Below are 20,840 nucleotides of genomic sequence, written 5' to 3'. Positions count from 1 at the left end.
CATGGCAATCGAGCGCTTCACCTGGCCAACACAAAACGGAGATGCGCCCGATATCACCTATCGGGTGCGCACCGCGCAGTTTGGCGATGGCTACAAGCAAGAGTCCGGCGACGGGCCGAACAACAAAGTGGACTCCTATCCGATCTCCTACACCGGGCCAAAAAGCAAGGTGCAGGAGATCATGGCGTTCTTCGATCGGCACGCCGGCGCCAAGGCGTTTCTCTGGACAACCCCGCTCGGTGAGCTGGGCCTGTTCACCTGCAAAAAACCGGTCCCTACCCCCATGGGCGGGGCCGTCTTCAAACTCACGGCCACCTTTGACCGGGCCTTCCAACCATAAGGGGCAACCATGCCGCTGATCAGTGATATCCAGGTTCTTCAGCCTGGCAGCGAAGTGCTGCTCTTTGAGTTGGACGGCTCGGACTATGGCGCAGACGTTCTGCGCTTTCACGGGCACGCCATTCCGCACACGCCTGCCGAACTTATCGCCGCCGGCGAGGCCGCCGACCAGCTTCCCGCCAAAGCAATTTGGTTCCAAGGTAACGAGTACGGTGCCTGGCCAATGCAGATCGACGGCATCGAGGCCAACGGTGATGGTACGGCGGTCCGGCCCACGCTGTCGGTCGGCAACGTCAATGGACGCATCACGGCGTTATGCCTGGCGTTCGACGATCTACTCGAGTTCAAGCTGACGATGCGCCACACGCTGGGCACGTACCTCGATGCGCAGAACTTTCCGGCCGGCAATCCAACGGCCGACCCAACCCAAGAGACGATCGAGGTCTGGTACATCGATCAGAAAACGAATGAGGACGGGGAGACGGTCAGTTGGGAGTTGGCCAGCCCGGGTGATGTTGGCGGCGAGTCAATCGGCCGGCAAATGACCACGCTTTGCCACTGGTGTCTCACGGGTGGTTATCGCGGCCCGAACTGCGGATACACCGGCGGCTACGTTACGAAGGACGGCATACCCACCGACAACCCGGAACTGGACGAGTGTGACGCAACGCTGGGCAAGGGGTGCGATCCGCGCTTCGGCGCGGGAAACCCGCTGCCATTCGGTGGCTTCCCAGCAGTTTCCCTCATCGCGCGGAGTTGATCATGCATAAGCACATCTTGAGCGCGATTCAGGAACACGCAGCGGCTGAGTACCCGAAAGAGTGTTGCGGTCTGTTGCTCGGCATTGGGCGAAAGCAGCAGTACTACCCGTGCCTAAACATCGCCGCCGAGCCGAACGAAGAATTCCGGATTGCCCCGGAAAATTACGCAGCGGCGGAAGACTTGGGCGAGGTGATCGGGATCGTTCATTCGCACCCGGACGCGACCAGCAGGCCGTCGCCGCGCGACCTAGCCATGTGCGAGGCCACTGCCTTGCCTTGGCACATACTGAGCTGGCCCGAGGGTGATCTGCGCACTGTCATGCCAACGGGCGATGTTGCGCTGCTGAAGCGGCCATTCGTGCATGGTGTTTGGGACTGTTGGCAGATCTGCGCTGAGTGGTATCGGCGAGAGTGGGGGCTTGAGTTCGAGGCCTTCAAGCGCGCCGATGGCTGGTGGGAAAGTGCCGATAACGCCAGTCTATACGAGGCGAACTACGAGGCCGCCGGGTTCTACCGTGTCGATCAGCCACAGCGCGGCGACATGGTCGTTATGGAAGTTGGGCGGACGGTTCACCCAAACCATGCGGGGATATTTCTCGGCTCTGATCCGACGCTACGGGGCGAGGATGCCGCGACCTTCGGCCCCGGACCCTTCCTGCTGCATCACCTGTACGGGAGGCCTTCGGAGATCATTGTCTTCGGCGGTCCATGGCTACAGCGCACGCGCCTGGTGCTGCGCCACAAAGACGCTCAGTGATATGGTTGGCGCCTTTCCACAGGAGTGACCTGCATGAAATTTTTCGTAGGAGCGTTGGCAATAGTGGTCCTGGCTGGGTGTGCTACATCCCCAGTCCCTTCTAGTGAGGCGCTGCCTGCACCGGCTGAACGAGTTACAGATTTCCAACGGAAGGCGGATGGAGGCGGCCAGATCGTCGTTACGAGAGATAGCGGATTCGCCGGGGGAGGTTGTTACGCGACGGTGTTTTTAAACGGGAAGCCTGTTGCTCGTCTAAATCCTAAAGAGAAAGCCGTTTTCCAAGTTCCTAGCGGAGAGTGGCTTGTTGGCGCGGGGCTTGAAGGTCAGGCTTTATGTGGCGTTAACGCTGAACGGCTTGAAACCGAGACAATCGTTAAGCCCGGACAGGAGAAGAAATTCAGAATTTACACGTCAGGAGACGGGTCGGTAGGTGTGAAGCCAACCACCTTCTGACAAGAGCCGCCTTCGGGCGGTTTTTTTTGCCGGGAGAAAAGTATGTCTGCAACCGCCATTCACTACACGCCGATGACTGTAATCAAGCTTTCTGGATCGCTCGCCCAGAAGTTTGGTAGAGACCACCCCAGACAGATGGATTCAAGCGATACGTGGGAAGTTTTTCGCGCCTTGAAGGCCACAATTCAAGGGTTCGAGCAGGAAATTCGAAGACTTGACCGACTGGGTATGCGGTTCGCTATTTTCAGGAATCGTAAAAATGTGAGCCAAGAGAGTTTCAATCTTGGCGGTGCCCGCGAAATCAGGGTTGTTCCGGTCATTGAAGGAAGTAAGCGCGCAGGTATTCTACAGACCATTATTGGTGTGGTCCTCATCGTCGCCAGCTTCTTTGGAGCACCAACTGCGCCAATCGGTATTGCACTCGTCCTTGGTGGTGTTGTTCAAATGCTCAGCCCTCAAGCGTCGGGCCTCAAGCAAAGCGCTTCCCGGACAACATGCCGTCGTACGCCTTTGGTGGCGCCAAGAACACCACTGCCAGCGGCAACCCGGTACCGATCTGCATTGGAGAGCGACGGTGGGGTGGAGCGATCATTTCCGCATCGATTTACGCCGAAGATAAAACGTAGTCAGGACACAGCAAGCAGGCCGCCCGCGAGGCGGTTTTTTTATGCCTGGAGGGAAGCATGAGCGCAGCACAGAACATCGAGATCCACGGCGAGAAAGGCGGCAGCACAAGCCCTAAGGCGCCCGTTGAAGCCAGCGACAGCCTGCGCTCGACCAACCTTGCAAAACTCCTGATCGCCGTGGGCGAGGGCGAATTCGACGGCACTCCGACCGATTACGACATCTATCTCGACAACACGCCGATCAAGGATGCCGGCGGCAATTTCAACTTCCCGAACGTGAAGTGGGACTGGCGCCCGGGCTCCGTCGATCAGACCTATATCCCCGGTATCCCGTCGGTCGAGAACGAAACCACGCTGAACATCGAACTTCGTAGCGACTCTCCGTGGGTTCGATCGATCACCAATACCCAGCTTTCAGCCGTGCGTGTTCGCCTGGCATGGCCAGCGCTGCAGCGGCAGGACGATAGCGGCAACGTTGGCGGGTACCGCATCGAGTATGCAATTGACGTATCCACCGACGGTGGCGCTTACCAGCAAGCCCTGATTGAAGCCGTGGACGGGAAGACCACGACGCGATACGAGCGCTCGCGCCGTGTTGACCTGCCGGTGGCCACCACTGGCTGGCAGATCCGTGTTCGCCGGATTACTCCGAACCAGAACACCAACAAGATCGCCGACACCATGCTGGTGGCCGGTTACACAGAGGTAATCGACGCAAAGCTTCGCTACCCCAACACCGCATTGCTCTACATCGAGTTTGACGCCGAGCAGTTCAGCAACATTCCGGCCGTGACCGTGAAGTGTAAAGGCCGTAAATGGCTGGTGCCGAGCAACTACGACCCTGTTGCCCGAACCTACAATGGCACTTGGGACGGCACCATGAAGCAGGCCTGGACCAATAACCCGGCCTGGATCACGTTCGGCGTGTGCACTGAAGACCGCTTCGGCTTGGGCAAGCGCATCAAGTCGTTCATGGTCGACAAGTGGGAGCTTTACCGGATAGCGCAATACTGTGACCAGCTGGTGCCGAATGGGCTGGGCGGTACTGAGCCACGCTTCTTGTGCGATATGAACTTGCAAGGCCGGCCAGATGCCTGGTCGCTGTTACGCGATATCGCCGGCATTTACCGGGGCATGACCTACTGGGCCCAGGGCCAACTGGTGATGCAAGCCGATATGCCGCGTGCGCAAGACTTCGACTACGTCTTCACCCGGGCCAACGTTGTTGACGGCAAGTTCTCGTACGGCAGCGCCTCAGCCAAGACCCGCTACACCCGGGCCCTGGTTAGTTACGACAACCCGGCGAACAACTACGACACTGACGTCATTCCGTTCGCTGACTTGGCCTTGCAGCGCCGTTTTGGCGATAAACCGACCGAACTGAGCGCCATTGGCTGTACTCGCGCGTCAGAGGCCCAGCGCCGCGGTAAGTGGGCGATCCTGAGCAACAATCAGGACCGAACCGTGTCGTTCAAGACTGGCATGGAAGGAGTTATCCCGCTCCCGGGCCACATCATCCCGGTAGCAGATTCGCTGCTGGCAGGTCGACAAGTGGGCGGCCGTATCTCTGAGGCTACTGGCCGGGTCGTAACGCTTGATCGCGATACTCAAGCCAAGGCCGGCGACCGGTTGATCATCAACCTGCCGGGAGGACGCGCCGAAGGTCGCACTGTGCAGAGTGTCAACGGTCGTGCGGTGACCGTGACCACCAACTACAGCGAGACGCCATTGCCGCAATTGCAGTGGGCGTTGGACGCAGATGACTTGGCGATCCCGCTGTATCGCGTGTTAAGCACCAAGCGCACCACAGAGGGCGACTTTGAAATCAGTGCGCTCCAGTACGAGCCAGGCAAGTTTGCCAATATCGATACCGGCGCGCGGCTTGAAGAGCGTCCGATCAGCGTGATCCCGATCACCGTGGTTCCGGCGCCGGCCAGCGTTACCCTCACGTCGAATTCGGTTGTGTCGCAGGGCATTGCTGTCGCGACCATGACCATCGCCTGGCCAGCAGTGAATGGCGCCGTTGGGTATGACGTCGAGTGGCGCAAGGACAGCGGTAACTGGATCAAGCTGCCGCGCACCGGTTCCACCGGCATCGATGTGGTGGGTATTTACGCCGGCGCCTACTTGGCTCGCGTCCGCGCGGTGAGCGCCTTCGATATCTCGTCGTCCTGGCGCAGCTCGATGCTGACCAACCTGAAAGGCAAAGAAGGTTTGCCGCCGGCGGTGTCGTTTTTGACGGCCACCTCGCTGCTGTTCGGCATCGGCCTCAAGTGGGGATTCCCTGCCGGCGCCGAAGACACTCAGCGCACGGAGATCTGGTACGGCCCGAACAATAATCTGGGCGCTGCAACCAAGCTGGCAGACTTGGCCTACCCGCAAAGCGATTACGCGATGCAGAGCCTTCGGGCGGGCGCCACGTTCTTCTTCTGGGCGCGTCTGGTGGATCGTACCGGCAACATTGGTCCGTTCTATCCAGTCGTGAACGGTGTGATGGGGCAGGCCAGTTCTGAGGCTGGCCCGGTGCTGGATTTGCTCACCGACAAGCTGACCGAAAGCCAATTCGGTGAGCACTTGTTGGGCCGAATCAATTTGATCGATGGCGATGGTCCGGGCTCAGTCAACGAGCGGCTCGGCGAGCTGAAAGAAGAGATCGGTGAGCTGGTCGATACGTTGGAATACGACCCGACCAAGGCCTATGCCATCGGCGAATCGGTCCGACTCGGTCAGCGCCTGTACACCGCCAAGGTTGCGGTGCCGGCCGGCACCGGCAACGCTCCGCCGAACGTAACCTATTGGCTCGACACCGGTCAGGTAGTGCAGACGGTAAATGGCCTCGCGGCACAGGTAACCAAGAACACTGCAGATATCTCAACGGTCGACGGCAAGACAACGTCCACTGCCAGCCAGCTCCAGGCATTGCAGGCTTCTTCTCGCAATGATGATGGACACGGGGATTTGCTGGATGCGTTGAATGGCTGGCAAGCCACCGCGAACTATGCGCAAGAGGTTCGCGTTCGAACCGAGCAAGACTTCGCGCAGACGCAGCGCACTACGCTCCTAGATTCTCGCGTAGGCACGAACGAGTCGAAGATCAGCATCGTTGAGACGACGATGGCGACTAATCAGCTCGCGATGGCTCAGCAGGTCGAGACGCTGAAGGCCTCGGTCGGAAGCAACCAGGCGGCTATCCAGGCCGAAGCCACTACCAGATCTGATGCGGTAGGTGCGCTCTCAACGCGAGTTGATACGGCGCAAGCGAAAGCGGATGGGGCGAGTGCAGCGGTTCAGCAGACCAGCAGCGCCCTTGCTACCACCAACGGCAAACTGGCAGCGATCTGGTCGGTGCGGATGGAGCTCACGGCGAACGGCCAGCCGTATGCAGCCGGTTTTGGTCTGGGTCTGGAAAGCGGGGCCGCCGGCACAACATCGCAGTTTGTGGTGCGTGCTGACACCTTCCTGGTGATGAACACCAATACCCAGAACCCGACTTCCTTCTTCGGAATCACTGGTGGCCAGACCTTTATCCGGGACGCTTTTATTCAGGATGGCTCGATCACCAACGCCAAGATCGGCGATTACATCTGCTCTACGAACTATGTGATGGGGCAGACCGGCTGGGCAATTTTCAAAAATGGGGGGTTTGAGATGAACGGGCAGGGCGCCGGATCGGCAAGGATCGCCATCAATAACAGCAGCGTGAAGCTTTACCACCCCAATGGCGTCCTGGCCATCAACATGAGCGTCTGACATGACCGGACTGACCACGTACGACTCCGCTGGGCGCCTGCTGGTCGACATGACCATGAACATCAGCCAGATGCAGGGCTTTGTCGATACGGGCGGGGCCAATGGCTCGGCCGCTATCCCTGGGCCTCCTGCGGGGAAGACGCAGTACTACATTGTCGTCCCGCTAGTGGATTTGCAGCTTGAGAAAGGCAAGAAGCCGGGCGTCACGCTTATGCCAGGCTCTTTGTCATGGGTTTACTCATACGCAACGAACGGCTGGGGATACTTTTCGGCCAACTGCCGAATATTTTACGGGTATTACTAATTGGAAACTTTCCAGGCATTTAAAGATAATGGCCAAATTCTCTTTGACACCAACCTGATTTGTTACGGGCTGGTAAAGAGCGGGTATATGGCCTTGCAGTCTTATTGGACGCGAAAACAATTGAGATCAGCCCAGCTTGATCCTAACGATGGTGCGAACTGGACCGTATCAACCGCCAGCGCATCACCTTCTTTCGGTGACGGGCTGTGGGGCTTCACGGTATCTAACGCCATATCGCCCATTGTTTTTATTACCGGAACAGGAGTTTTTAACGGGACCTCCGTATCAGGTAGCAGCATTACTTTTTATTATTCGAGCGCATCTACAAGTACAAAGTTCTACTGTTTCGATCTGATGGCCGACAATATGTCCGGGACCACGTTTCTAAAGACGTACGACACCAATGGTCGAATCACTTTCAACTCTTTGCAGCCGCCACTAAATATTATTGCGGCAATACAAGCGGCCGGACCTGGGGCGACCGATAAATATGGTAGATACTTAACCTGCTACTCAGGGGGCGAATCGAGTTCGCCAAATTTATCAGGCCGTAGGGGGAATTGTTTACACAGGTCAGGTCGATTCGTTTGTTGATATTCCTATCAATTCAGGTGTTGAGTATGCAGCGTTTTTGCCATGGTCGCGCGGCGTGATGTATTGGGACTTTCTATCTCGAAGCGAGTTCTACTCATTCTTAAATTACTCTGGCTTGGAGGGTGCCTACGGGCGTAGTGGTGGGATCTCCTTTATGTTCGGAGCCTCGCCTGCAACTACACAGGCCCGTCCATTCAATCAAGGGTACTCACTTCCCATCTCGTTCTCTAATCTCCCCGCACTGCTGCCTACAGCACTGGTGATAACAACCGAAAACCTACCTTTCCCTTTCAATTAACCCGCCTTTACCAATCCATCCCATCACGGGTTTCTTATTCAGATCCAAGGACCACCCTATGCCCTGGTACAAAGCCGGGACGGTTTCCGTCGTCCAAAATTCCAATGCCGTTATTGGTACTGGTACTGCGTTTATTGCCAATAGCCGAGTGGGCGATGCGTTCCGTGGGCCTGACGGTGGCTGGTACGAAGTGACCAACATCGCCAGTGACGTGGCCATGTCGATTGATCCTCCCTACAAGGGTGCGACCAACGCGGCAGGCGGTTACGCACTCGCGCCGCTGCAGGGCTATGTGAAGGACTCCGCTGATGCCTTGCGCGGGTTGGTGAATACCTACGGCGCCAAGCTCGCTGCGCTCGGCACCACCGGTAACTACGAGACTCTGCCGGTGACTAAGGGTGGTACCGGGATTGCTGCGAACACCCCAACCGATCTGCTGTATGCACTCGGTGCCATGCCTGCCGCCGGCGGCGCCTATGCCCCTGTGTTCAATTCTTTGAAGGTGAGCAACGGCGCGAGCCCGTCGGCCCGGGCGGCTATATCGGCTGGCACGAAACCAACGGCAGCAATATGTCTGGGGCGGTTTCGTTCACCTGCAACCAAGGCGGCGGCACAGGCGGGTTCAGTTGGCGAACGGTGAACCAGGCCAACACCGTTGGTGGCCCTTTCATGACCTACTCCTATGCCGGTGTGCTCAACGTCCCAGTGGGGCTTCAGCTGGGCGGCAGGAATGTCGTCGAGAGCGGCTCGAACACCAACGGTAACTGGGTTCGCTTTGCCGATGGCACACAGATTTGCACCTGCACAACCGGCGCAACAACCGCCACCACTGCATCGGGTAACAGTTGGAACAGTTCCGTTTCGACGTGGACATACCCGGCAGCCTTTGTGGCTGGTTCAGACCCCGTCATGACTGGTGCCCCCAACTCGGGCACTGGATTGATCGCGCCCGCAGCAGCGCCGAGCAATACCGCTGCCAACTGGGTACGCGTGTCCTTCTACAGCGATGCGACCGGTCGAGCATCGCGTCTTATGGCCGTTGGCCGATGGTTTTAAGGGGTAGCAAAAATGATCATCAAACTTTCACCCATCCGCTCTGACGCAGAGCTGACCGTCATCAAGCGGGGCGCCGTCTTGATCCTGAATGGCGAGTCTTTCGATTTCGCCAACATGGGCGACGGCGACACGCTTCCGCTGGATGCATTCACTTCGCAGTGGTTCGGCGAAGCCGTGACTCGAACCGGCGAGACTCTGGAGGTAACGCTACGTCTTCCGCTGCCGGCGAACTTCAGTCAGGAGCAGGCTTACCCTGTTCCGTTGCTCAACGTTCCCGATGGCGTCGTGCTGCTGCCGAAACCTTTGCCGGTTCCAATCATCGCCGGGGAGGTGACTCAATGAACATCGACTGGAGCAAGCTGGTGACCAAGGCCATGAAGGACGCCGCTGCGGCGAGTGCCGCCCTTGCTGTCGCCAAGGTTGAGCTGGCAGCGCGCAACAGTTCGGCCGTGGTGCAGATCGCTCGCATTCAAGACCGTGTCGACACGCTCGGTTACGGCATCGATGCCGGCGAAGCGACCGAAGAGGACGAAGCTGAACAGACGGCGTTGTTGGTTAACCTGAAAGCCTGGAAGGCCTACAAGTTTTCCCTGGGCAAGGTGACCGTCCAACCGACCTGGTATATCGCGCCGGTATGGCCGGGCGAGCCAGTGTCTCCCGTGATCGTTGCCGACCCCGAAGCTCGGGCCGTAGATCTAACGTAGCGCGCAGCTGCAACACAACGCACCCGTCATCGAGCGGGTATTTTTTTGCCTGGAGAAAAGTGATGACTGCAACTGAGACGCGCGGGGTGCGCAACCGCAACCCCGGAAACATTGACTACAACCCGGCTAATCAGTGGCAGGGCCAACTCAAGCCAGATCCCGCTATCGAAAAACGCTTTGCCAGATTCGACGTGCCCGAGAACGGTATCCGAGCCCTGGGCAAGTTGTTGCTGACGTACCAGCGTAAGCACGGGCTGAAGACGGTGAAGGCGATCATCAGCCGGTGGGCACCCTCGGTAGAGAATGACACCGACGCTTATGTACGCGCTGTCGAGGCGAATACCGGTACTCGGCCTGGCGCAGAGATCGATCTGACCATGCCGGTGGTGATGCAGGGCTTCGTGAAAGCGATCATTCATCACGAGAACGCCGGGTATGCCTACCCCGAAACGGTTCTGACTGAAGGCGTGCGGCGGGCATTGGCATGAACCCGGTGCAGAAGCTGGTCGGGCTGCTGGTGCTGATCGTGACGCTGATGGCCGGCAGTGCGGCGGGCACCTGGAAGGTTCAAGACTGGCGCTACGGGAGGCAGCTCGCCGAACAGACACGGTTGCAGGGCGAGACGCTAAATGAACTGACTCTGGCCGCCGCCGCCCAGCAACGGAACGAGCAGGATAAGCGGCTGGCGCTCGAGCAGCGCCTATCGGCCAGCGACCAAACCCACTACAAGGAACTGACCGATGCTCAAACCAATCAGGCTCGCCTGCGCGATCGCCTTGCCACTTCTGATCTACGGCTGTCAGTCCTCCTCGATGCCGCGGATCCAGCCAGTGGCTGTTCAGTGTCAGCCGGTACTGGCGCCGGCGGCTTGGTTCATGGAACCTCGCGCGCCCGACTTGACCCAGCGCATGCTCAACGAATTATCGGAATCACCGATGCCGGCGACCAAGGACTGATCGCGTTGGCGGCGTGCCAGGCGTACGTTCGGGAGTTGAATCGCTAACTGGTGGAGGCAGAAGAATTTATTTTCATTGCAGAAAAAGCAAAGCCCCAAAGGTTCGCGGCTTCGGGGCTTCTATTTTCGCCTACATCCCTTAATGCCTGGCGAACGTGGCGGCGAGAGTATCAGCGATGATTCACTACTGCGATAGGTGGATTGTGTTCGGTCGACAGACCGCTGGCGGTAGATGCTGATAAAAATCGGTGAATTGGAGTGGCGTGTGAACAGGCCTACATATCACAGGGAGATAATTAGCATATCTGGTAGCAGCTCAAAATATATCAGCCTGCTGCTGGCGGGTACGTGGGCCTGAAATTGTCTCCTAAAGACGAGATTCCCTTTTGTTATGCGGATTTCAGTCTGGGACTAAGTGACAATCAGGTTGGCCTGCTGGGATTAGAATGCCTCTACTAGTAAATGGTCTGCCCAGCCAGCTCATGCAGAAATCATCGACTTCCGCCCACGAGTCGCCAGGTGATTGGGTGCACCGAATAAGAGCCACGCAGATTCCACTCTTATCAATCTTGACGAAGTCACGGCATCTCGGTGGCCTAGCTAACAATGACATAAGGAACAACATCGTGAACCCTCCTTGGCTGCTATCTTGGTATAGCAGCATTTTCGGAAAGGCGCAGAGACATAGGCGCCTCATACGGAATCCAACTATCTGCCATCCGTACTGAAAATTTCGTTATGGTTGATTCGCGATTTCGTCAAGTAATACGTATTGCGATTTTTGGTATCCGTCAATCAAGGACTGAACGTGCTGGCGGCTCGCCAGGCTTATGTCAGGGAAGTTTCTCGTTGAGTGATTGAAGGTGACGCTCATTGCGCTACCTGAGCAGGGTGTCCTGTTGAGCTTCAATCATGCGCAAGCTGTAAATCGTTCGATCCCTTTCTGATGTTTCGGTGCTGAGTCGGCTGACATCTTCCAGCGTCCTTCTGAGTTCGCGGCTCGAGCTCGCCTTTTCGCCGCTCAGCTGGCTATTCATTTATGCCAATCCGAAGATGTCCTCTCGAGCTTTGCGTAGCTGCAAGGTCAGTTCCTGGGCTTCATTTTCCAGCATGCGGTTGTAGTGGGCGGCGGTTTCCAGTTCTGTCGGGCATCCAAGCCAGTCGCTGGTGTCTTCGATGTCGAGAGGGTCCACGGTCATGCCTTATTTATACTGTTCTAATATACAGTAGTCGAGGCGCGGGAGTCGGGCGAGGGTGAGGCGACGAGCTGTAGGAATTTGGGTGGTGTACAGCCTTGAAGGGCTGAGTTGCATTCTTGCTATTGGCCGAATGCTGCCTGTTGCGAAGGACTGCAATCGACCGAGGCTGTGTAAAAACGTTTTTGAGCGCGACAGGTACTCAAAACCGGACTGAAAATCGCGCTCCTACGCGAAATCCACATCTGCTGACGTGCCGATAAATTTCAGATTTAACGTAGACGCGCACACTTCAATTTTGGCGAAGCGTTTTTACACACTCTGGACCCAAAGCAGCCCTTCATGAAGGGCAGAGTTCGGCCAAGAGCCGACATTACAAAACAACAGTGATCCTTGGCTGTTTCTGTAATGTCGGAGACATTGCTGCCGCCCTAAAGCGTTGCAGCCGTAACGTTGAGGGCTCGCCTCGATATCAAGGAGAGGTCGACCACACGGCTAGCTCATAGCCATCAGGGTCGATGAAGTGGAAACGGCGACCACCCGGAAACGAAAAAACTTCACGACTAATGGTCGCACCCGCTGATTTGATCCTTAGCTGGGTTTGCTCAAGATCATCCGCATATAGGATGATCAAAGGCCCACCCGTTCGCACTGACTCTCCTGTAGTGAATCCACCACTCATGCGTCCGTCGCTGAACTCGGTATAAGTCGGGCCGTAGTCAACGAAACTCCAGCCGAATATGCTTCCGTAGAAGGTCTTGCTTCGATCGATGTCAACGACATTGAACTCAATGTTGTCGATCTGACGGTCTTTTCCTTGCATGCCCATTGACGCTTCCTTGGTTGATTGGGAGGAAGCGAGTTTAGGACATTTGGCCATTCCAGCGTTGAGGCAGATGTCTATTGCCGTCGCTACATCATGAGTGACCGCCATGGGTCGACTGCTGTCCTTTGTGACAGGCAGAGAACGCCCAAAGCGGTCTGTCAGCTGCTTAAAGATCGGCCAAATCGACGATGGTGAGGGACCGCCCTGTGAACTCACTTGCTTATCTGCTTGGCGTTACAGCACGATGCTGGCTCAAGAGCAAGGACAGGCCCGATGACCAAGCCCCTCGAACAAGAAATCTCAATGTGAATTCACCAGACTATACGGCTAAGGGCGAAGACCTCGGCAACCGCATGATGAAGGTCGACCATGCGGGCGAGCATGGTGCGATCTGTATCTACAGCGGACAGTTGTTTATGGCCCGGCTTTTCGTCCCGGGCATGGTGGATGAACTTAAGGAGTTCCTCTCCCACGAGCGCCGCCATCGGACGGTTTTTCAGGAGGAGCTGCAACGTCGCAATTATCCCCGCTGTCGTAGTTATTGGTTGTGTGGCATCGGCGGTCTGGCGTTGGGTCTGGTTACTGGCATCTGTGGCCGCAAAGCAATTGTCGCCACTACCGTCGCGGTTGAAAGTGTGGTGCTTAAGCACCTGGCTCATCAACTTGATGTGCTGGGCAATATCGATCTCCACGCGGTGGCGGCCATTACTTCGATTGTGGAGGAGGAGCAGCACCATCATGACCACTCAGCAGTGCAGATTGATGTGCGCGATCCCTGGTTTAGGGTACTGACACCGATGGTGACTGCATGGACTGAAGCGGTAATCTGGATGGGTATGCGATCTTAGAAAGCAGGTGTAATTATCCCGTTTCACTGCCGCAATCTTTTAGACAAATGACTGACCGCTTCTGGCCGATTTCGGCCTGTCACGAGGGGCAGAAAACGGCCCAAAGTGTGTAAAAACGCGTCGCCAAAATTGAAGTGTGCGCGTCTATTTTGAGTACCTGTCACGCTCAAAAACGTTTTTACACAGCCTCGGCCAGAAGCAGACATTCAGGGCCTAAGCGCCACCGCTATCCCACAGGCGCTCAGCCGAACCTCCATCGCATCGACTACAGCCTCATGTTCCCAGCGTTTCAGTCGCCGCTCCTTACCCGTCGTACATTGCTTCTGCATTAAGCAGGACTGGCAGCCCGAGAACCAATAACAGTGCAGTAGCATCCCGTCTTCCACCGTCGAATGTCGTCTGGTTAGTAACTGTCCCGCAGGGCACCGATACTCCTCCGACGCAGCGACGTAGATGAAGTCCTGCTTGCCGAATCGACCTTCAACTTTGCTGCTGGATGTCAGTGGTTTCGGTACGAAGGTAGTAATTCCGGCTTGCTCGCAGGCAAGGATTTCCATGCCCTTGTAATAGCCTCGGTCGGCTACCACCGTCAACGATTCAACCCCGATCTCTTCGCGCGTCAGGTTCGCCATATTGCTCAGTTGCGCCCGGTCATTACCAATGTTGGTCACCTCATGGGCGATGATCAGATGGTGTTTGTCGTCAACGGCTATTTGTACGTTATAACCAACCGTTCCGGTACCTCGGCCGCTAGTGCCATTGAACGTGCATCTGGATCGGTGAGAGAGGTTTGTCGGTCCGGACTTTCGTGTAGCTGCGCCTCGATTTCCTTGAGTTTCTGCACCTGCTGTTTCAGGGTTTCTATTTTCTCTTTCAGCCGCTCTGCTTTGGCCTCGGCCACTTCGGACGTTGCCCGATCCGCCGAATCCATCGCCGCAAGATAGCGATCAATACTTTGTTCGATCTGCTGCATGCGTGCCTTCACGTCACCTTGGGTGAAGTTACGGTCACGGTTGTTGACGGCTTTGAATTTGCTGCCGTCGATGGTGATCGATCGATTGTGAGAAGAGGTTGAGGTTACGGCAGCGAACTACGAATTGCCGGCAGATGCTGCGGACGGCTTTGCCGTTGTCCTTGCGAAAGTCAGCAATGGTTTTGAAGTCCGGAGCTAAATGCCCAGTTAGCCACATCAACTCGGCATTGCGCTGTCTTTCAGATGCTCCGCAACGCGTTTCTGTGAGGATGGCGATAAAACCGGTCATGGTGGAGACCAGCAGCCCGACGTAAGGCAATTTCTCGGTGATAGCGGCACGTTTTATCAGCCGAGGTTCGACGGTGACAGGGCGGCCATCACGATTGCAGCTCCTTTCGCTCAATTGCGCTGGCGATTGTACAAAAGCCGCACCACTTCACCAGTCTCATTACACCGGCTAGAAATTTAAAAACTGCTGAGCTCATTCAATCGATGGACCAATCCCGCTACCGCATGTGTCATTGCTATTTGTGCCTGGAGTGCACAAGTCTTTTGTGATCAATGTTTAAAGTAACTTGACGACACTTCGCAGAGATATAAATACGCAACAATATTAAGCCAGTAAATATTGGTTTGACATTAGCTCTATGATCTGCCAAAACTTATAGGTGTTGCGCAACAAACTTTCTTAAACGCAATACTACGGACAGGACTAAGAATATGGACTCTCTAGTTAATGATGTAACCTTCGAGCTTGAACTGGACACAGAAACTGCGGAAAAATTCTCCGTCATTCTGAACGATGAAAGCCTGATGCACGCCGGTTTTGTGGCACATCAGTCAAACAACAACGTGTTGACGCTGGCTCTGGCTGAAGACGTAAAAATCGCAGCCTGAAAAAACGGGAGGGAATTAATTCCCTCCCGTTTTTTATTGTGTCGAACATGATGCTTGTTTTAAATCTTTCATCACTAAAAGGTGACCCAATATGCAAAGGCTTAGTTCGAGCCTTCGTCGCCGCAGTGCCGAAGAAACATTAAAAATTATCGTCAACGATATTGCCCCTCGCTTGGGCATTACCCGAGTGACCGATACCACCTGGCTGGACCGTATTGGTATTCCGGTGTTTGCCAGTATACGACCCGATGCATTGAAGGGTTCGCTGTGCGTTAATGCGGGTAAAGGCCTTCGGCCAGCAGAAGCCAAGATCGGCGCGTACATGGAAGCCATTGAGTTCAGCCTTGCGCAATACAACACGGCGCAACTGGAACTGGTAAAGAGCACGCCGAAGCAACTCACCGAAAGCCACGAAGGACGAATCGCGTTCAATCAGTTCTGCATGCTGTATGGCTTCGCTGCCAAGGCCGATTCGCTCATCATGGCCGTCGAAGCTGAAGATGTATTGCGCAAGCAAAAGGTCCTTGCACCTGCCGAACTGGTGTTCATTCCCTACCCGGAGAACCCCGGGCAACAACTCTTCGGGGAAAGCTCCAGTGGCCTGGCTTCCGGCAATGACCTGGTGGAAGCCTCGGTACACGCTGTTTGCGAACTCATCGAGCGCGATGTTCAAGCGTTCAATCACCTGCATGACTGCTCCTGCCTCGTCAATCTGGACCGTTACAGCGCAGAAATCGACAGCCTGATCAATAGAATCAATGCCGCGGGGTTGAGCCTGTCGGTTCGTTATACCGAGAACTGTTTTGGCCTGGCCTACTTTCAGGCTTTTATCATGGAAGAGTCTTCCCAGGCGCCCATCTCCGTGGCCACCGGTTCAGGGTTGCATCCCATCAAGGAAATCGCCTTGATCCGCGCCATCTGCGAGGCGGCCCAAAGCCGTTTGAGCCACATACACGGCGGCCGTGACGACATCATCGAGCGTGTCAAATACTTCGAGAAAAAGGGCCGTTCGGCCGAACTTCAAGCTATCGCACGCTTGCGTACCGTGGCGACCTCCCGGGACCAGATGATCGATTACTCCGCCATCGACTGCCAGGACGCCGCAATCCCCACGATCGAATCGGCCTGGGAGTTGCTCATCGAGCGGTTGCAGCGCGTCGGGCTCAGTACGGTGCTAAGGGTCTTGCTCAGCAAAGCGTCGGACGACATCACGGTGGTCAGAATTATTATTCCGGGGCTTGAAGCCTTTGAACCCGGTTTGAAAAGGGTCGGTCCGAGGTTAAGTACGTATGTCAAACAAAGCGCTTGAAGCCTGCACGCTGTTTGCGGGTCCCTCCCTGCAAGGAATAGACAGTCAATTACTGGGCGGTGTGGTGATCCACCCACCCGTCAAACGCGGCGATATCGAACGGCTGGTGGCGCAATATCCCCCTTCGAACCTCGCCATTGTCGATGGCGTGTTCCATGCACATCCTGCCGTCGGCCATGCCGAGATACTCGACGCCCTGGGCGCGGGTTGGCGCATCTGGGGATTGTCGTCAATGGGGGCGATTCGCGCCTGTGAAATGGATTCGCTGGGAATGACAGGTTTTGGCGAAGTGTATCGACAATTCGCCAGCGATCCGGACATGTCCGACGACGAAGTAACCCTGGTACATCAAGCACAAGAGCCTTTTCTGTCACTTAGCGAACCACTTATTCATATCAGGCAATTTTTAAGACAGTGGGCGACGGAACAGGTCATTACGCCGGCACAAGAACAACACGTCCTTCACTACCTGAAAAACATGTGGTACGGCCATCGAACACTAAGTTGTTTGAAAGAGGTCTTGCTGGCACTCCCTATCGCGGAAAAACAAATAGACAGTGCCCTGGCCAACTTTTCTGCCTACAGAATTAAGAGCCTGGACTTGATCGACTTTCTCAAATTGCAACCATGGACGGTAAAACAGAATGTCGCCCTCAGAGATACTGTGTGAAATAAACGGCTTGCCCTTTGTGCATCCGATGTTCAACAGCATAAAACTTTTAACACTCGTTGCGGTTGTTCGTAAAAATATCGAGGGCGGCGAGTTACCGTTAACCGCCTATTTAAAACCAGACTTTGCCACCGCCCTGTATAACCGGCACGTCGAAGGTGCCCCCGAGTTTCCACCCCATCAAATGCTCGGTCATGCCGAGCTGTTCATGGTGGCCGAAGCGAAGAGCAACCTCAAAGCCTTGCTGCCGGAATGGGCCGGGTTATTGGACTTGCCGGTTAAAATATATAAGTTGCTGACTGAGCAAGTCAGCCTGACCAATCCCGTGCTGCCACAACAAATGTTTCTGGGCGAAGACGCGTTTACCAGCATGACGGACCTTGAAGAGTTACTGGTGCATGAACTGTCCCATATCTGGTGCAGTTTGATCGCCGAGATTTACGACTTCCAGCTCAAGGACAGTTCGAACAACTACATACTGCCGTCGGGCACCGGTGGCAAGAACCCCCGGGGTGTTTTGCTGGCGTGTCTTTTTGCCGTCAGCGCCGTTAACTACCACCAGCGGTTGCTAGCCAGCGGTTCCGCGCGAGCTCGTCCCGAGCGACTCGACTACTTGCACCAGTATTTCCTCAAAAGCCTGGCCACTCTCCAGGCTTCGGCCGAACTGTCCGACATCGGAAAACTGATCACCTCCCGGCTGGATGCGTTTTCCAGCGAACTGACAACTGACGCCGTTCAAGGATGACCCATGGCAGTCGTACACTTTCCCCGGCAATTCATGACGTATACCCATCAGCATAAAACACACGCCACTGAGGGCTTGTGTGTCAGCGATGTGCTGAACAACCTGACCGCACGGTTTCCCGACCTGATTGGCCCGGTCTTCTCTGAGGACCTGTACCCGCTGCCCTTCGTGGGGTTGTTCGTCAATGGCATGCCCGTGACCAGTGAGCATGACCGCCGTTGTCCCCTGGAAAGTAACGCGCAATTGGTTCTGATCAACGCAGTGGCAGGTGGCTGACATGCAATGCAACCTGAAGACGGACACATCCCGTTACGCCCGCCAGATCATCCTCAGCGAGGTCGGCGCAGAGGGGCAGCAGCGCCTCAAAGACAGCAAAGTGCTGGTGGTCGGAGCCGGGGGCTGGGCTGCCCGGTACTCCTGTACCTGGCCGGTGCTGGCGTCGGGACGCTAGGCATCATTGATAACGACATCGTCGACGTGAGCAATCTGCACCGACAAATTCTCTATTCGATGGGCGATGTAGGCGAGCTGAAAGTGTCGGCAGCCAAGCGCCGCATTCACCAGATGAACCCCGATATCGTCGTCCACACCGTTGCCACGACGCTGAACCCGGACAATGTCCTGTCGCTGCTGGCGGAATACGACATCATCGTCGACGCCACTGATAACTTCAGCGCCAAATACCTCATCAGTGACGCGTGTATCGAATGCGAAAAACCGATGGTCTATGCCTCGATCAGTCAGTTCGAGGGGCAGGTATCGGTCTTTAATTATTACGACCGACACACCCAACAGCGGGGGCCGTGTTTCCGTGATCTGTTCGAAACACCACCGCCACCGCACTTGACACAGAACTGTTCGGAAGCGGGAGTTCTGGGCGTCATACCTGGCTTGCTCGGTTGCTTTCAGGCCAATGAAGTACTCAAGCTCATCCTCCGTGCCGGTGCGCCATTAAGCGGGCAATTGTTGTCTATCGACGGCCTGGACAACACTTTCCACCTGTTGAGCGTCAACAAAAAAACACGGAGCAGGTCCCCTGCGAGCACGCTTGGCGCCGCAACCACACCGGCGTGGCGCGACAGCGACTGGTTGTCACCCGACACACTGCATGACTGGATAGCGACACACGCGCCATTTCAATTGGTCGATGTGCGCGACCTCAGCGAGCATCAACAAGGTTCTCTGGGCGGCGGACTGATTCCGCTCAAAGACATCATCAAGCGCCAGGAAGAGCTCGATACCACCCGCCGTATCGTTTTCTATTGCAAATCCGGCGTCAGAAGCAAGGCAGCCCTACTGGCCGTTCGCAGCGTCAACCAGGATGCGGAACTCTATAGCCTTGAGGGTGGGATCGAGCAATATCTGGCGATCTACCCTGATGACCGTCACCCCGTCGTTTCTTGAACGCCCCGGCTTGCGCAGTAGCCCTATCTGGATCAAAGGTACGTCAATGAGTGCAAATTTTTCAGGCATCACGTGGGGCTTTCCCGGCATCGACCGGCGTCTACTGAAAGTGCAATTCAGCTTTTTGCTTATGGTTCTGGGTGGACGGTGCAATCAACTGGCGGTGGCCTGGTGGGCCTTGCAGGAAACCGGCTCTGCGCTGTACTTCGCCAACATGATTGCCTGTTCCATTGCGGCGGAGGTGTTAGCCAAACCCCTGTTGGGATGGCTGGGGGACAAGTACAACAAAATCCTGATCATCAAGCTGGCCTCATGGATCAGCCTGCTGACAGCGCTGTTGATGGTGGTGCTGTCCGCCACGGGGTCGTTCAATCCCTGGACGGTGGGCGCGCTGATGATGATCAGCAGTGCGATTGTCGGTGTGCGCGACCCTCTCCAGGCGTCGATCATTCCTTTGTTCGCAGACGACGATAAAGTCTCCCTGGCCTTTCGGACCAAAAGCGTGATGTCGTCCTTTTCTATTCTGCTGGGGCCGGTACTGGCCAGCGGGTTGATTTACGGGTTCGGTATCACGTTCGCCTTTGCTGCCGATTTTTTTGCGATTCTCATCGCCGGGGCGTTGATCGCGACTATCCCGAGCCACATCGGCGCCACTGGCCAAGGCGAAAAAGCCCCGTGTGCCAGCGGCTTCAGCATGATCTATTCCGGCTTCAAAGTGGTTTACGGAGTGAAGGTCGAATTTTACCTGGCCATCATTGCAATGCTGATCAACTTTGCCCTGTTTCCGTTCTTCACCATCCTGATCCCCCTGTACGTAAAGGACGTCATTCAGTACCCGGTCACCTACATCGGTCTTCTGGATTCGTGCTTCGGGCTGGGCATTCTGGCGGGCAGTTACAAGATCATCGGCTGGCTATCCGACCGGGTTCCCCGTGACATGTGTGTGTCCGCAGGTTTTGCATTACTGGGGTGCAATCTGGTGGTGGTCGGCACCGTTTCATCGTCGTTCATCGTACCCGCGGCCTTTTTCTGCGGCGGCGTAGGCCTGATGTTGATCAACATCCCCACCTCAGCAGTGAGGCTACTGGCGACGCCCAAGCTCCATCGCAACCGGATTTTTGCCACGGTTTCATTTCTGTCTGCGGCGGCCAGCCCCTTGGGCAGTTTTGCGATGAACACCCTGATCGCCGATCTGGGGGTTGCACTGACAATCACGCTGCTGGGTGTCATGGTGCTGCTGTTGTCTCTGCTGGTCTTTCTGGTACCCGATTTCAAAACTTTCATGCGTTCCCCGGATACGCAGCTCAATGATGCCTACCTGGAAAAATACCCTGAAGCGTTTGCGCACTGACGTGCCTCGCGGCCCCTCGCCTCT

General features: G+C 56.0%; 22 protein-coding genes and 3 pseudogenes. 22 read left to right on the top strand and 3 right to left on the bottom strand.

Features of this window, described 5'->3' with window-relative positions; all coding sequences use genetic code 11:
• Nucleotide 1 precedes the first annotated feature (1 nt).
• The 13 genes and pseudogenes from RHM58_RS31010 (at nucleotide 2) to RHM58_RS30950 (ending at nucleotide 10,645) form a co-directional block, all read left to right on the top strand.
• Entirely contained in the window at nucleotides 2-340 is a 339-nt protein-coding gene (locus RHM58_RS31010) for a phage tail protein (protein ID WP_322269055.1), read from the top strand.
• Between the two features lie 9 nt (nucleotides 341-349).
• Entirely contained in the window at nucleotides 350-1,099 is a 750-nt protein-coding gene (locus RHM58_RS31005) for a phage minor tail protein L (protein WP_322269054.1), read from the top strand.
• Nucleotides 1,100-1,101: 2 nt separating this feature from the next.
• Entirely contained in the window at nucleotides 1,102-1,857 is a 756-nt protein-coding gene (locus RHM58_RS31000) for a C40 family peptidase (RefSeq protein WP_322269053.1), read from the top strand.
• Between the two features lie 33 nt (nucleotides 1,858-1,890).
• A complete protein-coding gene (locus RHM58_RS30995; protein WP_322269052.1) occupies nucleotides 1,891-2,310 on the top strand; it encodes a hypothetical protein in 420 nt (139 codons plus the stop codon).
• A 42-nt stretch (nucleotides 2,311-2,352) separates the two neighbouring features.
• A pseudogene (locus RHM58_RS30990) lies at nucleotides 2,353-2,936 on the top strand (tail assembly protein).
• A 57-nt stretch (nucleotides 2,937-2,993) separates the two neighbouring features.
• Nucleotides 2,994-6,686 carry a phage tail protein gene (locus tag RHM58_RS30985; protein ID WP_322269051.1) on the top strand — a complete coding sequence of 1,231 codons (3,693 nt, stop codon included), beginning with the start codon at nucleotides 2,994-2,996 and terminating at the stop codon, nucleotides 6,684-6,686.
• Between the two features lies 1 nt (nucleotide 6,687).
• Complete coding sequence (locus RHM58_RS30980) at nucleotides 6,688-6,990, top strand: hypothetical protein (protein ID WP_322269050.1); 303 nt, start codon at nucleotides 6,688-6,690, stop codon at nucleotides 6,988-6,990.
• A gap of 950 nt (nucleotides 6,991-7,940) precedes the next feature.
• Nucleotides 7,941-8,522 (top strand): hypothetical protein, encoded by a 582-nt coding sequence (locus RHM58_RS34240; protein ID WP_416195283.1) that lies wholly within the window; start codon nucleotides 7,941-7,943, stop codon nucleotides 8,520-8,522.
• A 29-nt stretch (nucleotides 8,523-8,551) separates the two neighbouring features.
• The gene (locus RHM58_RS30970) at nucleotides 8,552-8,938 is read left to right on the top strand and encodes a hypothetical protein (protein ID WP_322269049.1); all 387 of its coding nucleotides are present in this window, start codon (nucleotides 8,552-8,554) and stop codon (nucleotides 8,936-8,938) included.
• A gap of 12 nt (nucleotides 8,939-8,950) precedes the next feature.
• Complete coding sequence (locus RHM58_RS30965) at nucleotides 8,951-9,280, top strand: hypothetical protein (RefSeq protein ID WP_322269048.1); 330 nt, start codon at nucleotides 8,951-8,953, stop codon at nucleotides 9,278-9,280.
• Complete coding sequence (locus RHM58_RS30960) at nucleotides 9,277-9,642, top strand: phage tail protein (protein WP_322269047.1); 366 nt, start codon at nucleotides 9,277-9,279, stop codon at nucleotides 9,640-9,642. The genes RHM58_RS30965 and RHM58_RS30960 overlap by 4 nt, the downstream gene beginning before the upstream one ends.
• 62 nt (nucleotides 9,643-9,704) lie before the next feature.
• Nucleotides 9,705-10,130 carry a structural protein gene (locus RHM58_RS30955; RefSeq protein WP_322269046.1) on the top strand — a complete coding sequence of 142 codons (426 nt, stop codon included), beginning with the start codon at nucleotides 9,705-9,707 and terminating at the stop codon, nucleotides 10,128-10,130.
• Nucleotides 10,131-10,177: 47 nt separating this feature from the next.
• Nucleotides 10,178-10,645, top strand: coding sequence for a lysis system i-spanin subunit Rz (locus RHM58_RS30950; RefSeq protein ID WP_416195350.1), 468 nt, complete (start codon nucleotides 10,178-10,180; stop codon nucleotides 10,643-10,645).
• 989 nt (nucleotides 10,646-11,634) lie between these two features.
• Here RHM58_RS30950 and RHM58_RS30945 read toward each other — a convergent pair.
• Both RHM58_RS30945 and RHM58_RS30940 read right to left on the bottom strand, forming a co-directional pair.
• On the bottom strand, nucleotides 11,635-11,796 hold the full coding sequence (locus RHM58_RS30945) for a hypothetical protein (RefSeq protein ID WP_322269044.1): 162 nt from the start codon (nucleotides 11,794-11,796) through the stop codon (nucleotides 11,635-11,637).
• A 469-nt stretch (nucleotides 11,797-12,265) separates the two neighbouring features.
• The gene (locus RHM58_RS30940; RefSeq protein WP_201257080.1) at nucleotides 12,266-12,622 is read right to left on the bottom strand and encodes a VOC family protein; all 357 of its coding nucleotides are present in this window, start codon (nucleotides 12,620-12,622) and stop codon (nucleotides 12,266-12,268) included.
• Nucleotides 12,623-12,924: 302 nt separating this feature from the next.
• On the opposite strand from RHM58_RS30940, the gene RHM58_RS30935 reads away from it, so the two are divergent.
• Nucleotides 12,925-13,467 (top strand): demethoxyubiquinone hydroxylase family protein, encoded by a 543-nt coding sequence (locus RHM58_RS30935; RefSeq protein ID WP_322268856.1) that lies wholly within the window; start codon nucleotides 12,925-12,927, stop codon nucleotides 13,465-13,467.
• 242 nt (nucleotides 13,468-13,709) lie between these two features.
• On the opposite strand, the pseudogene RHM58_RS30930 reads toward RHM58_RS30935, so the two are convergent.
• Nucleotides 13,710-14,681 (bottom strand): annotated as a pseudogene (locus tag RHM58_RS30930) (IS1182 family transposase); the annotation flags it as partial.
• 479 nt (nucleotides 14,682-15,160) lie between these two features.
• Between RHM58_RS30930 and RHM58_RS30925 the strand changes: the two are divergent.
• The 8 genes and pseudogenes from RHM58_RS30925 (at nucleotide 15,161) to RHM58_RS30890 (ending at nucleotide 20,816) form a co-directional block, all read left to right on the top strand.
• Nucleotides 15,161-15,337 (top strand): hypothetical protein, encoded by a 177-nt coding sequence (locus tag RHM58_RS30925; protein ID WP_158245990.1) that lies wholly within the window; start codon nucleotides 15,161-15,163, stop codon nucleotides 15,335-15,337.
• A gap of 91 nt (nucleotides 15,338-15,428) precedes the next feature.
• Nucleotides 15,429-16,646: a YcaO-like family protein gene (locus RHM58_RS30920; RefSeq protein WP_322269043.1), complete on the top strand. Its 1,218-nt coding sequence runs from the start codon at nucleotides 15,429-15,431 to the stop codon at nucleotides 16,644-16,646.
• Nucleotides 16,627-17,316: a TfuA-like protein gene (locus RHM58_RS30915; protein WP_102678558.1), complete on the top strand. Its 690-nt coding sequence runs from the start codon at nucleotides 16,627-16,629 to the stop codon at nucleotides 17,314-17,316. Before RHM58_RS30920 ends, RHM58_RS30915 begins: the two co-directional genes overlap by 20 nt.
• 28 nt (nucleotides 17,317-17,344) lie before the next feature.
• Entirely contained in the window at nucleotides 17,345-18,061 is a 717-nt protein-coding gene (locus RHM58_RS30910; protein ID WP_322269042.1) for a hypothetical protein, read from the top strand.
• A 3-nt stretch (nucleotides 18,062-18,064) separates the two neighbouring features.
• Complete coding sequence (locus RHM58_RS30905) at nucleotides 18,065-18,337, top strand: MoaD/ThiS family protein (RefSeq protein ID WP_322269041.1); 273 nt, start codon at nucleotides 18,065-18,067, stop codon at nucleotides 18,335-18,337.
• Nucleotide 18,338: 1 nt separating this feature from the next.
• Nucleotides 18,339-19,021 (top strand): annotated as a pseudogene (locus tag RHM58_RS34235) (HesA/MoeB/ThiF family protein); the annotation flags it as partial.
• A 3-nt stretch (nucleotides 19,022-19,024) separates the two neighbouring features.
• Nucleotides 19,025-19,465 (top strand): rhodanese-like domain-containing protein, encoded by a 441-nt coding sequence (locus RHM58_RS34230; RefSeq protein WP_416195349.1) that lies wholly within the window; start codon nucleotides 19,025-19,027, stop codon nucleotides 19,463-19,465.
• Nucleotides 19,440-20,816 carry an MFS transporter gene (locus RHM58_RS30890; RefSeq protein ID WP_322269040.1) on the top strand — a complete coding sequence of 459 codons (1,377 nt, stop codon included), beginning with the start codon at nucleotides 19,440-19,442 and terminating at the stop codon, nucleotides 20,814-20,816. Before RHM58_RS34230 ends, RHM58_RS30890 begins: the two co-directional genes overlap by 26 nt.
• The last annotated feature ends 24 nt before the right edge of the window (nucleotides 20,817-20,840 follow it).

It is taken from the genome of Pseudomonas sp. 10S4 (assembly GCF_034344865.1).
Taxonomy (GTDB): domain Bacteria; phylum Pseudomonadota; class Gammaproteobacteria; order Pseudomonadales; family Pseudomonadaceae; genus Aquipseudomonas.
This window is presented reverse-complemented; position numbering and strand designations above follow the sequence as displayed.